13 protein-coding genes are annotated in these 12,304 nt (G+C 69.7%); all 13 read right to left on the minus strand.

Features of this window, described 5'->3' with window-relative positions; genetic code table 11:
• Position 1: 1 nt before the first annotated feature.
• Positions 2-535 carry an rRNA maturation RNase YbeY gene (ybeY, locus tag P2PM1_RS12875; protein WP_186399297.1) on the minus strand — a complete coding sequence of 178 codons (534 nt, stop codon included), beginning with the start codon at positions 533-535 and terminating at the stop codon, positions 2-4.
• On the minus strand, positions 532-1,575 hold the full coding sequence (locus P2PM1_RS12880) for a PhoH family protein (RefSeq protein ID WP_186399448.1): 1,044 nt from the start codon (positions 1,573-1,575) through the stop codon (positions 532-534). The genes ybeY and P2PM1_RS12880 overlap by 4 nt, the downstream gene beginning before the upstream one ends.
• 109 nt (positions 1,576-1,684) lie before the next feature.
• Positions 1,685-3,166: a tRNA (N6-isopentenyl adenosine(37)-C2)-methylthiotransferase MiaB gene (gene miaB / locus P2PM1_RS12885; protein ID WP_186399298.1), complete on the minus strand. Its 1,482-nt coding sequence runs from the start codon at positions 3,164-3,166 to the stop codon at positions 1,685-1,687.
• Between the two features lie 63 nt (positions 3,167-3,229).
• Positions 3,230-4,072 carry a 1-acyl-sn-glycerol-3-phosphate acyltransferase gene (locus tag P2PM1_RS12890; protein WP_186388569.1) on the minus strand — a complete coding sequence of 281 codons (843 nt, stop codon included), beginning with the start codon at positions 4,070-4,072 and terminating at the stop codon, positions 3,230-3,232.
• A 4-nt stretch (positions 4,073-4,076) separates the two neighbouring features.
• A complete protein-coding gene (locus P2PM1_RS12895; protein WP_186399299.1) occupies positions 4,077-4,547 on the minus strand; it encodes a Fur family transcriptional regulator in 471 nt (156 codons plus the stop codon).
• 123 nt (positions 4,548-4,670) lie between these two features.
• Positions 4,671-5,159, minus strand: a complete 489-nt coding sequence (gene rimI / locus P2PM1_RS12900; protein WP_186399300.1) for a ribosomal protein S18-alanine N-acetyltransferase — start codon at positions 5,157-5,159, stop codon at positions 4,671-4,673.
• Positions 5,156-5,824: a tRNA (adenosine(37)-N6)-threonylcarbamoyltransferase complex dimerization subunit type 1 TsaB gene (gene tsaB, locus P2PM1_RS12905; protein WP_186399301.1), complete on the minus strand. Its 669-nt coding sequence runs from the start codon at positions 5,822-5,824 to the stop codon at positions 5,156-5,158. The genes rimI and tsaB overlap by 4 nt, the downstream gene beginning before the upstream one ends.
• 176 nt (positions 5,825-6,000) lie before the next feature.
• The gene (locus P2PM1_RS12910) at positions 6,001-6,555 is read right to left on the minus strand and encodes a NifU family protein (RefSeq protein ID WP_186388565.1); all 555 of its coding nucleotides are present in this window, start codon (positions 6,553-6,555) and stop codon (positions 6,001-6,003) included.
• 145 nt (positions 6,556-6,700) lie between these two features.
• On the minus strand, positions 6,701-7,195 hold the full coding sequence (locus P2PM1_RS12915; RefSeq protein WP_186388564.1) for a universal stress protein: 495 nt from the start codon (positions 7,193-7,195) through the stop codon (positions 6,701-6,703).
• 70 nt (positions 7,196-7,265) lie between these two features.
• On the minus strand, positions 7,266-8,570 hold the full coding sequence (gene hslU / locus P2PM1_RS12920; RefSeq protein ID WP_186399302.1) for an ATP-dependent protease ATPase subunit HslU: 1,305 nt from the start codon (positions 8,568-8,570) through the stop codon (positions 7,266-7,268).
• Positions 8,571-8,619: 49 nt separating this feature from the next.
• A complete protein-coding gene (locus P2PM1_RS12925; RefSeq protein ID WP_186399303.1) occupies positions 8,620-9,162 on the minus strand; it encodes a GNAT family N-acetyltransferase in 543 nt (180 codons plus the stop codon).
• Positions 9,152-9,709: an ATP-dependent protease subunit HslV gene (hslV, locus tag P2PM1_RS12930; protein WP_186399304.1), complete on the minus strand. Its 558-nt coding sequence runs from the start codon at positions 9,707-9,709 to the stop codon at positions 9,152-9,154. The genes P2PM1_RS12925 and hslV overlap by 11 nt, the downstream gene beginning before the upstream one ends.
• A 176-nt stretch (positions 9,710-9,885) precedes the next feature.
• Complete coding sequence (locus P2PM1_RS12935) at positions 9,886-12,276, minus strand: 1-deoxy-D-xylulose-5-phosphate synthase N-terminal domain-containing protein (protein WP_186399449.1); 2,391 nt, start codon at positions 12,274-12,276, stop codon at positions 9,886-9,888.
• Positions 12,277-12,304 lie beyond the last annotated feature (28 nt).

Below are 12,304 nucleotides of genomic sequence, written 5' to 3' on the forward strand. Positions count from 1 at the left end.
CTCAGGCAGGCGTCTCGCTCTCCGTGTCATGTCCGGCCGCAGGCGGGTCCCGGTAGGGGTCGGCAATGCCCAGAACGGCAAGAATCCGCCGCTCCAGAGCTTCCATCTCCTCGGCCTCGTCCTCCATTTGGTGATCATAGCCGAAAAGGTGAAGGAATCCGTGCGCGACAAGATGCGTCACATGGTCGGAAAAGGCGATTTCCAGCGCCTCCGCCTCGCGCACCACCGTCTCGCGGGCGAGGATGATGTCGCCGAGCAGCGGCCCGAAGGGCGGCTCGTCCTCGTCGCCGCCGGGGAAGGACAGCACGTTGGTCGGCGCATCCTTGTCGCGCCAGTCGCGGTTGAGCTCGCGCACGCGGGCATCGTCGGCGAAGACGACGGACAGTTCCGCCCCCTCGACAAGCTCCAGCCCGGCCTCGGCGCAGGCGATGCCGACGACCCGTGCGACCAGCGCCTCGAGCTCCGCCGGCGCGGGCCAGCCCTCGGCCTCCACCGCCACATCGATCTCCGGCAGGACGCCCGAGAAACCGCTCATGCGGCCGGTCCCCGCCGCGGCGGGCGCCGCGCCGCCTCGGCGGCGGCCTCGGCCGCGTCACGCTCGGCACTGGCCTCGCGGCCGGCCTCGTCATAGGCGCGGACGATGCGGGCGACGAGCTCGTGGCGCACCACGTCGACCTCGGTGAAGCGCACCTGCGCCACGCCCTCGACGCCTTCCAGCAGGGCCAGCGCCTCGCGCAGGCCCGACTTCTGGCCCGGCGGCAGGTCGACCTGGGTCGGATCGCCGGTGACGATCATCCGCGAATTCTCGCCAAGGCGGGTCAGGAACATCTTCATCTGCATGGTGGTGGTGTTCTGGGCCTCGTCCAGGATCACCACCGCATTGGACAGGGTGCGGCCGCGCATGAAGGCGAGCGGCGCCACCTCGATCATGCCGGACTGCAGACCGCGCTCGACCTTTTCCGCCGGCATCATCTCGTAGAGCGCGTCGTAGAGCGGGCGCAGATAGGGATCGACCTTCTCCTTCATGTCGCCGGGCAGGAAGCCGAGCCGCTCGCCCGCCTCCACCGCCGGGCGCGACAGGATCAGCCGGGCGACGTCGCCGCGCTCCAGCAGCGCCGCCGCATAGGCAACGGCGAGGAAGGTCTTGCCGGTGCCGGCCGGGCCGACGCCGAAGGTGAGATCGGCCCGGTCCATGGCGCGGATATAGGCATCCTGCGCCGGGGTGCGGGCGAGCACCGTCTTGCGGCGGGGGGGGACCTGCGCATAGGTCAGGTGCGAGCGCGGCTCGATGGCCGGCAGGTCGAGTTGCGCCTCTTCGGCCGCCGCCATGCGCAAGGCCCCTTCCACGTCGCCAGGGTGCAGTTCATAGCCCTGCTGCAGGCGGGCATAGAGCGATTCGAGCGCCCGGCGCGCCTGCTCGCAGCCGCCGTGCCGTCCCTTGATGATCACCTGATTGCCGCGCGCCACCGCATCGACGCCGAGGCGCTGCTCGATAAGCGCGAGATTCTGGTCGAACTGGCCGAAAAGGTCGCCGACAAGCCTATTGTCGTCGAAGGCCAGAACCACATGGGTCATGTCCGAAGCGGGGACCGCGGCGCGGTACCCTCCCCGGCCGGGCGTCCGGCTGGCGCCGTTCAAGCGGCTTCTCCTGGCATCCTGCCTCCTGAACCCCCCGGCGCGGGCCTCACGCCCGAGCCCGCAAGGGCGTTGCCTCGCCGCTATTGTGCCCCGGCGCAAGACGCGCGAACAGGGAATTCGCGCCGGTTGCGACGATTTCCACCGGCACGATCTCGCCGATCAGGCTCGCATCCGCGTCGAACTGCACCGGCTGCAGCCAGGGCGAGCGGCCGTTGAGCTGTCCGGCATTGCGGCCGGGCTTTTCCACCAGGACCTCGCAGGTGCGCCCGACAAGGCTCGCGTTGAAGGCCTTCTGCTGGCGCGCCACCAGGTCCTGCAGCTCCAGCAGCCGGGCGGTCATGACCTCTTCGGGCACGTGACCCGCCATGGTGGCGCCCGGCGTGCCGGGACGGGGGCTGTATTTGAACGAGAAGGCCGAGGCGTAGCCGACCTCCTCGATCAGCGCCATCGTGTCGCGGAAATCGGCGTCCGTCTCGCCCGGAAAGCCGACGATGAAATCGCAAGAGAGGGCGAGATCCGGCTGGGCGGCGCGGATGCGCTCGATCAGGCGGAGATAGTCGGCGCGCGTGTGCTTGCGGTTCATCGCCTTGAGGATGCGGTCGGAGCCCGACTGCACCGGCAGGTGCAGATAGGGCATCACCTGCGGCAGGTCGCGATGGGCGGCGATCAGCGCATCGTCCATGTCGCGCGGGTGGCTGGTGGTGTAGCGCAGCCGGTCCAGCCCGTCGATGCGCGCCAGCCGCTCCAGCAACCGGCCGAGGCCCCAGGCGGAGCCATCCGGCCCCGCGCCGTGCCAGGCATTGACGTTCTGGCCGAGCAGGGTGACCTCGCGGATGCCGCGCGCGGCCAGCCGCTCGGCCTCGGCGACGATCTGCGCGACATCGCGGGAGACTTCCGCGCCGCGCGTATAGGGCACGACGCAGAAGGTGCAGAACTTGTCGCAGCCCTCCTGCACCGTCAGGAAGGCGGTGTAGCTGCGCGGCCGTCCCGATGCCTTCGCCTCGCCCGCCGCCTGCGGCTTCGACAGGTGGCGGAACTTTTCCTCGATCTCGAACTCGGTTTCGACGACGCTCTCCCCGGCCGCCGCGCGGCTGACCAGTTCCGGCAGCCGGTGATAGGTCTGCGGCCCGAAGACCAGGTCGACGACGGGCGCGCGGCGGGCGATCTCCTCGCCCTCGGCCTGGGCGACGCAGCCGGCGATGCCGATCATCGTCTCGCGTCCCTGCTCGGCGCGCGCGGCCTTCAGCTTGCGCAGCCGGCCGAGCTCCGAATAGACCTTCTCCGCCGCCTTCTCGCGGATGTGGCAGGTGTTGAGGATGATCAGGTCGGCATCCTCGAGCGTCTCGGTGGCGCTGTAGCCCTGCGGCACCAGGGCGTCGGTCATCCGCTCGCTGTCATAGACATTCATCTGGCAGCCATAGGTCTTGACGAAGACCCGGCGCGCCGGCGCCGTGCCGGCGGCGTGGCTCGCCACCGGATCGCTGACGGTGCCGTCCCCTGCCGGGGTGTTGGTGATCTCTTCGCTCATCCTGTCTCCGCGCGGGTCCTGCCGCGCCGTCTGCCGCCCGGCCGCTCGCCGATGGGGCCTGCTTTAGCCGTTTTCGGGCGCGTTGAGAATAGCCGGCGCATCCGGGACACCCGGTCCCGCCGGCGGATAGCCCGCCCGCACATGGCCGGCAAGCCGGCGCACCTCGTCTTCCAGCAGCCGCGTCAGGGTCTTGCGGTCGATGTCCGGCGTCACCCGCACCGGCTCGCCCCAGACCACGGCGACATCGATCGCGCCCTGGCGCACGACATTCATGAAATGCGGCCCCATCTCCATGTCGCCATACCAGGCGACATGCGGGCGGAACTGCCGCCCCATCGGCAAGCCGTGCAGATGGGTATAGGCAAGCGCCAGCGGCTGGATCCACATTTCCCCCTCGTCGCCGGCCAGCGCATGGCGGGCGGCGCCGATCAGGGCGGAGCGGAACGGCAGCACCTCGTTGCCGCTGTTCGACGTGCCTTCGGCGAACAGCACCATGGCATCGCCCGAGGCAAGGCGGGTGCCCAGCTCCTCGGCTGTGCGCCCGGTGGCGCTGCGCCGCTGGCGGTCGACGAAGACCGAGCGCTGCAGCTTGGCGAAAAGCCCGAAGACCGGCCAGGACGCGACCTCGGTCTTGGCGACGAAGGACAGCGGCATGCGGCTGCCGAGCACGGTGATGTCGAGCCAGGAGACGTGATTGGCGACGATCAGCAGCGGGCGCTCGCGGGCCGGGCGGCCGATCTCGCGCACGCGGATGCCGACGGTGCGGCAGGCGATGCGGTGCCAGACGACGGGGAGCGAGCGCTTCAGCCCGCCCTTGAGGCGCAGCGCCACCCACTGCACCGGGATCAGCGGCAGCGTCACCGCCGTCAGGGTCGCCAGCACCGTCGCGGCGCGCAGGCCCCTCATCGGATCAGTCCCGGTCCTTGGGCGGCAGCGGCACGCCGTAAAGCTCCAGCCGGTGATCGACCAGCTTGTAGCCGAGCGTGCGGGCGATGGCCTCCTGCAGCCGCTCGATCTCCTCGTTGCGGAACTCGATGACGGTGCCGCTCTTCAGGTCGATCAGATGGTCGTGATGCTCTTCCGGTACGGTTTCGTAGCGGGCGCGCCCGTCGCGGAAATCGTGACGCTCGATGATGCCGGCATCCTCGAACAGCTTGACCGTGCGATAGACCGTGGAAATGGAGATGCGCGGGTCGTTCTCCACCGCCCGGCGGTAGAGTTCCTCGACGTCCGGATGGTCGCTGGCGCCCTCGATGACCCGGGCGATGATGCGCCGCTGCTCGGTCATGCGCATGCCCTTGGCGACGCACTGCTCCTCCAGCGAGGCGAGCGGTTGGTCGGCCGCGGTCTCGGCGCCCTTGCGGCTGCCGGAATCGGTCATCTCGCCTCTCCTTCTCGCGCCTTGGCTCGCGCCCCGGCTCGCACCTCGGCTCGCGCCCCCGGCTCGCACCCATCGACCGGTACGCCAGCCGGCCTGCGGGCCGTCGCACCACCGCCAAGCCGATTACGCCAGATCGACCCGCATGACAAGCGCACCGCCATCGCCCGCGCTGTCGCGATAGTAGCCGCGCCGCTCGCCGACCTTGCGGAAGCCGAGACGGCGGTAAAGCGCCAGCGCCGGCGCGTTGGCGGCATCGACCTCGAGGAACAGCGACGCCACCCGATCGGCGTAAAGCCGCGACAGGGCGCTGCGCATCAGCAGGCCGCCGATGCCGCGCTGGCGCTGGCGCGGATCGACGGCGATGGTCAGCACCTCCGCCTCGTCGGCGGCGACCCGCAGGATGACGAAACCGAGGATCGAGCGGCTGCCGAACAGGCTGGAGCGGCGGGCCTGCAGGATGGTGACACCGGGCTGGCGGGCGAGCGCGGCCAAATCGTCCTCGCTCCAGCCGCTGGGGAAGGAGCGCTCGTGGATCTCGGCCAGCACCGCATAGTCCGCCGGGCTCGCCTCCTCCACCACCGGCGGCTCGGGCAGGAACCACCAGGGGCTCATGCCAGCAACCGCAGATCACGCCGCGCCGGCGCCGCGTCGGGCGGACGCAGGTAGAGCGGCTCGGGCGGATGGCTGCCGATCTCGGCGACAGCGCCGAGGCGGGCGACGGCGGCAATGTCCGGCCAAGCGGCCTCGCCGAGGATCCTGAGATCCTCGCGTCCGCTCGCCGCGACCAGCTTCGCCGCGCCGCCTCCGACAAGGGCGGCACCCAGAGGCAGAGCCGCGCCATAGGCTGCGGCATCGACCGCCCGCGGCGCCTCGAGCGGCGTCCCGTCGGCAGCAAAGCCCTGTGCATAGATCTCGCCGCCCTTGGCCGCCAGCACGGCGCGGACCGGCTCGTCCGCCGCGATCCCGGCGGCAAGCGCCGCCAGGGTGCCGATGCCGACCGCCGGCGCACCGACCACGAGGGCGATGCCGCGCGCCGCCGACAGGCCGACCCGGAGCCCGGTGAAGGAGCCCGGTCCGACCGTCACAGCGATCCGGTCGAGCGCGGCAAAGGGCAGGCTCGCCTCCACCATCACGTCGGCGATCATGCCCATCAGCCGTTCCGCATGGCCGCGCCCCAGCACCTCGCAGGCCGAGGTCAGGCGCGCCATGCCGCCACCGCCGTCATGGACGGCGACAGAGCAGGCGTCGAGCGCGGTATCGATGGCGAGCAGGCGCATGAGATGACTAAACCGGTCGCGGTGGGAGAAGTCGACAAGACCAATTGCTAATAGCGCCCGCCCACCCGGCCGCGGTGGCGGCGACGGGCGGGACGGCTCCCGGCAGACGCGCCCAAAAGCGAGGGCGGCCCGGCCGTTTCCTGGCCGGGCCGCCCGTCGTCTGCCGGCATGCCGGATCAGATGGCGCGCACTTCCTCGACTTCCGGGACGAAGTGCCGCAGCAGGTTCTGGATGCCGTGCTTCAGCGTCGCGGTGGAGGACGGGCAGCCCGAGCAGGCGCCGCGCATCGACAGGTAGACGATCCCGTCGCGGAAGCCGCGGAAGGTGATGTCGCCGCCGTCCTGCGCCACCGCCGGGCGCACGCGCGTCTCGATCAGTTCCTTGATCGTGTCGACGGTCTCCTCGTCGCCGGCCTCGAAGAACTCGTCCTCGCTTTCCTCGGCCATCTCGCTGGCCATCACCGGGGCGCCGGACAGGAAATGCTCCATGATCGCGCCGAGGATCGCCGGCTTGATATGCTGCCAGTCGACATCGCCCTTGGTCACCGAGATGAAGTCGTGGCCGAAGAAGATGCCTTCGACGCCGTCCACCTGGAACAGCTTCTGCGCCAGCGGCGAGGTGCCGGCGTCTTCGCTCTTGCGGAAGTCCATGGTGCCTTCCGACACCACGATCCGGCCGGGGAGGAACTTGAGGGTCGCCGGGTTCGGCGTCGCCTCGGTCTGAATGAACATGTCGGTCTTCCTTGTCCTGGCGGGCCCTGGCTTGCCCTCGCGGGCGCGGCCCTTTGGCGCGCGGCCACCGGTCTTGACCCTAATATACAGCGCCGGGGCGCAGGTTTCCAGATTGGAATGGTTCCAGTCTGTGCTTTTGTCGGGCTCAGGCGAGCGCGGCGATCGATTCGTCGTCGAGCGTGCCGGGCACGATGGTGACCGGGATCGGAAAGCTGCCGGCCCCCTTGCCCGCGATCGCGGTGACGAGCGGGCCCGGCCCTTCCGAGCCGCTGCCGGCCGCCAGCACCAGGATGGCGATGTCGGCATCCTCCTCGATCAGTTGCAGGATCTCGTCGGAGCGGTTGCCCTCGCGCACCACCAGTTCCGGCGTGGTGCGCGCCACCGCCCGCACCCGGTCCGCCGCCCGGGCAAGGCAGGCATCGGCCTCCTCGCGGGCTTCGGCGCGCATGATGTCCTCGACGCCGATCCAGTGCTGGAAGTCGCCCGGCGCGATCACATAGAGCAACGTGGCGACACCGCCGGTGCGTTCGGCACGCTTGGCGGCATAGACGATGGCCCGGTCGCATTCCGCCGTGTCGTCGACGACGACGAGAAACTTGCGCCTGTGGCCTTCCTCGAAACTCTTGCGGATCGCTACCATGGGCGCATGCTGCCATTGCCGCCGGGGCGCGGCAAGCGCCATGCGGTCGCGGGAGACATCTTGCCGGGGATCACAGGATGAACCTCGACAGATCGACATTCTTGGCAAGCTCGCCGATGTTCTCGCGCACATAGGCGGCGTCGATCGTCACCTGGCGATCCGTCATGTCGGGCGCGACGAAGGACACTTCGTCGAGGATCCGCTCCATCACCGTCTGCAGCCGGCGCGCGCCGATATTCTCGATCGTGGCGTTGAGGTCGACGGCGATCGAGGCGATCTCGTCGATGGCGTCGTCGGTGAAGGTCAGTTCCACCTCCTCGGTCGCCAGCAGGGCGACATATTGCTTGATCAGGCTCACTTCCGTGTCGGTCAGGATGGCGCGGAAATCATCCCTGGTCAGCGCCTTCAGCTCGACGCGGATCGGCAGGCGGCCCTGCAGCTCCGGCAGAAGATCGGACGGCTTGGCGACATGGAAGGCGCCGGAGGCGATGAACAGGATGTGGTCGGTCTTGACCGGCCCGTGCTTGGTGGCGACCACCGTGCCCTCGATCAGGGGCAGAAGGTCGCGCTGCACGCCCTCGCGCGAGACATCGCCGCCCATGCGCTCGCCGCGGGCGCAGATCTTGTCGATCTCATCCAGGAAGACGATGCCGGCATTCTCCACCAGATGGACCGCCTCCTCCACCACCTTGTCCTCGTCGAGCAGCGCATCGGCCTCCTGCTCGATCAGGATCTGGTAGCTGTCGCGCACGGAGACCCGGCGCGGCTTGGTGTGGCCGCCGAAGGCCTTGCCGAGCATGTCGGACAGGTTCATCACGCCGACGCTGGCGCCGGGCATGCCTGGCATCTCGAAGCTCGGCATCTGCGGGGCGGCCCGCACCTGGATCTCGATCTCCTTGTCGTCGAGTTCGCCGGAGCGCAGCTTCTTGCGGAAACTGTCCCTGGTCGCCGGGCTCGCGCCCTTGCCGACCAGCGCCTCCAGCACCCGCTCCTCGGCCTGCAGATGTGCCTTGGCCTCGACCGCCTTGCGCTTGGCGGCGCGCACCAGGGCGATGCCGGCCTCGACCAGGTCGCGGACGATCTGCTCCACGTCGCGGCCGACATAGCCGACTTCCGTGAACTTGGTCGCCTCGACCTTGACGAAGGGGGCGTTCGCCAGCTTGGCGAGCCGACGCGAGATCTCCGTCTTGCCGACGCCGGTCGGGCCGATCATCAGGATGTTCTTCGGCATCACCTCCTCGCGGAGGCTGTCGTCGAGCTGCTGCCGGCGCCAGCGGTTGCGCAGGGCGATGGCGACGGCGCGCTTGGCGTCCTTCTGGCCGACGATGTAGCGGTCCAGCTCGGAGACGATCTCGCGGGGGGACAAAGTGGTCATAGCCGTGTCTTTCTCTCGATGAAGCTCAGTCGAAGGCCGGACCGGGCGGTCACGGACGGATCTCCTGGGTGCTGTCGACATGTTCCATGATCAGCGCTCCGCCGGTGCGGCCGGCGAGATGCGCAAGCGGGCGAAACCCCGCCTTCTCATAGGCGCGGCAGGCGCGGCCGTTGTCCGCGTCCGGATCGATGACGATCCGCTGGTGGCCCCTTGCACGAAGCTGCGCGACGAAGGCGGCCAGCGCCGCCGTGCCGATGCCGCGCGACAGATCCTCCTCGCGGCCGATCGACAGGTCGACGCCGACCGCCTCGGCCGGCAGTTCGGCCAGCCAGGGATGGTCGGCGACGAGGTCCGGCGTCCGGTTGTCGGCCACGCGCCAGAGCTGGATATAGCCGGTGTCGCGGCCATCCAGCGTGAAGAGGTAAGGCTCGGTCGTGTCCCGCCCCTCGACCATGTCGCGGATCTGCGCCAGCTCGGTCTCCGGCTCGCCCCACCACCGGCGCCAGTGCGGGGTCTCCAGCCACTGCGCCAGCAGCGGCAGGTCGGCCGTTGTGAGCGGCCGGAAGCCGATGCGCTGCGGGTCAATCGGCATCCAGCGTCTCGATGGTGAGGTTGCCGTTGGTGTAGACGCAGATCTCGGCGGCGATCGCCATCGCCCGGCGGGCGATGGTCTCGGCATCGAGATCCGTGTCGGCGAGCGCGCGGGCGGCGGCCAGCGCATAGTTGCCGCCCGAACCGATGCCCATGACGCCGCCCTCCGGCTCCAGCACGTCGCCGGTTCCGGTCAGCACCAGCGACACCGACTTGTCGGCCACCAGCATCATCGCCTCGAGGCGGCGCAGGTAGCGGTCGGTGCGCCAGTCCTTGGCGAGCTCGACGCAGGCGCGCATCAACTGGCCCGGATACTGCTCCAGCTTCGCCTCCAGCCGCTCGAACAGGGTGAAGGCGTCGGCGGTGGCGCCGGCGAAGCCGGCGATGACCTCGCCCTTGGCGAGCGGGCGCACCTTGCGCGCCGTGTGCTTGATCACGGTCTGGCCGAGGGAGACCTGCCCGTCGCCGGCGATCACCACCTTGCCGCCCTTGCGGACGCTGAGGATGGTGGTGCCGTGCCAGCCCGTGGGATCGTGCTGTGCCTGCATGCGCTGTCGTCTCCTGCCAGGTCGTTCGGGGCGCGGGGCACGCAACGCGCGGCGTCCTTCCGGTCTGCCCCCTCCGGTCTGCCTATGTAAGCAGGCGGGCGGGGAATGCAAATCCCCCGCCCGCGACAGGCGCCGTGCAGGCAACAGGAAAATCGGCGCAGGACGCGCGCGCGCCTTCAGAGCGGGTTGACCAGCCGCACCGGGCGCCCCGGCGCCAGTTCCGAGGCGGCGGCGACGATGGCATCCGCGTCGATGCCGAAGTGGTGGTAGAGGTCGGCAACGGTGCCGGTCTGGCCGAAATGCTCGACGCCCAGCGCCGCCGTGCGGTGGCCGCAGACCGAGCCGAGCCAGGCGAGCGTCGCCGGATGGCCGTCGATCACCGTGATCATCGTGCAATGGGCCGGCAGCGGCGACAGCAGCCGCTCGATATGGCTCATGGCGCCGCGATGACCGCGCTTGCGCATGCGCATCGCCGCATGCCAGCCGGCGTTGAGCCGGTCCGCGGAGGTCACCGCCAGCACGCCGATGTCGCGGCGGTCGCCGCCAATGCGGCCGGCCGCCTCGATCGCCTCCGGCGCGACCGCGCCCTGATAGGCGATCACCACCTCGCAATTCGGCCCCGGCTCGCGCAGCCAGTAGGCGCCGTCGATGACGCCGCGGCGGAAGCGCTCGTCCCGGCGCTGCATCGGCTGCTCCAGCGCCCTTGTCGACAGGCGCAGATAGACCGAGCCGCCGGTCTCGTCGCGCAGCCAGGTGCGCTCGTCATGCACCGCCTCGCCGTCGCGCTGCAGATAGTCGAAGCTCCAGTCCATGATCAGCGACAATTCGTCCAGCCAGGCCGGCTCGAACGAGGCGAGCCCGTCCTGGCTCATGCCGATCAGCGGGGTGGCGACCGACTGGTGCGCGCCGCCCTCCGGCGCCAGCGTCACGCCCGAGGGCGTTGCCACCAGCAGGAAGCGGGCATCCTGGTAGCAGGCATAGTTCAGCGCATCGAGACCGCGCGAGATGAACGGATCGTAGAGCGTGCCGACCGGGATCAGCCGCTCGCCGAACAGCGAATGCGACAGGCCGGCCGCACCCAGAAGCAGGAACAGGTTCATCTCGGCAATGCCGAGCTCGATATGCTGGCCGTCGGGCGAGAACGCCCATTTCTGCGCGGATGGAATCCGCTCGTCGCGGAACGTGTCGGCCAGCGCGTCGCGGGCGAACAGGCCGCGCCGGTTCACCCAGGGGCCGAGATTGGTGGAGACGGTGACGTCCGGCGAGGTGGTGACGATGCGCTCGGCGAGCTTCGAATCCGAGCGGGCGATCTGGTCGAGGATCTTGCCGAAGCCGGCCTGGGTCGACAGCACCTTGTCGTCGAGCGCGACCGGCCCGGTGGTCGCCACCGGCTCGGCATGATGGCGGCGGCGGCCGGCGGCGAAGAACGGCGTCGACAGCACCGCCTGGCGCAGCGCCGCCTCGTCGATGTCGAGGCCCTCGGCGTGATCCCACTCATGCCCCTCGCGCACCTGCATGGCGGCGCGGAACTCGTCCATCTGGCCGGGCGTCATCAGGCCGGCATGGTTGTCCTTGTGACCGGCGAGCGGGGTGTTCCAGCCCTTGATCGTATAGGCGACGAAGGCGGTCGGGCGGTCGTGGCGCGCCTGTTCGGCGAAGGTCTCGCTCAAGGTCTCGAGGCAATGGCCGCCGAGATTGGTCATCAGCTCCTGCAGTTCGGCATCGCTGCGCCGCTCGATCAGGGCCGTTGCATCGCCCTGGTCGCCGATGTCGTCGAGCAGGCGCCGGCGCCAGGCCGCTCCCCCCTGGAAGGCGAGCGCCGAATAGAGCGCGTTGGGGCAGCCGTCGATCCAGGCGCGCAGGGCCTCGCCCCCCGGCTCGGCGAAGGCGGCCTTTTGCAGCGCGCCGTATTTGAGCCGCACCACGTCCCAGCCGAAGGCGCCGAAGATCGCCTCGATCCGCCCGGCTAGGCCCTCGCGGACGACGCCGTCGAGGCTCTGGCGGTTGTAGTCGATGATCCACCAGGTGTTGCGCAGGTCGTGCTTCCAGCCCTCCTGCAGCGCTTCGTAGATATTGCCCTCGTCGAGTTCGGCATCGCCGACCAGCGCGATCATCCGCCCCTCGGGGCGCTTGGCGGCCCAGGGCTTGGCGGCGAGATAGTCCTGGATCATCGAGGAAAACGCGGTGATCGCGACGCCGAGGCCGACCGAGCCGGTGGAGAAGTCGACGTCGTCGATGTCCTTGGTGCGGCTGGGATAGGACTGGGCGCCGCCATAGGCGCGGAAGGCCTCCAGCTTCTCGCGCGTCTGCTTGCCGGCGAGATACTGCATGGCATGGAAGACCGGCGAGGCATGCGGCTTCACCGCCACCCGGTCCTGCGGGCGCAGGCAGTCGAAATAGAGCGCCGTCATGATCGACACCATCGAGGCGCAGGAGGCCTGATGGCCGCCGACCTTCATGCCGTCACCCTTTTCCCGCAGGTGGTTGGCGTTGTGGATCGTCCAGCAGGCGAGCCACAGGAGTTTCTTCTCGATGGCCTTCAATTCGGCCTTGCGGGTGCTGTCCATCACTGCCTTTGCCTTCGCGCGCGTCGTG

The sequence above is a fragment of the Stappia sp. P2PMeth1 genome, from assembly GCF_900185735.1.
In the GTDB taxonomy this organism is placed as follows: domain Bacteria; phylum Pseudomonadota; class Alphaproteobacteria; order Rhizobiales; family Stappiaceae; genus Stappia.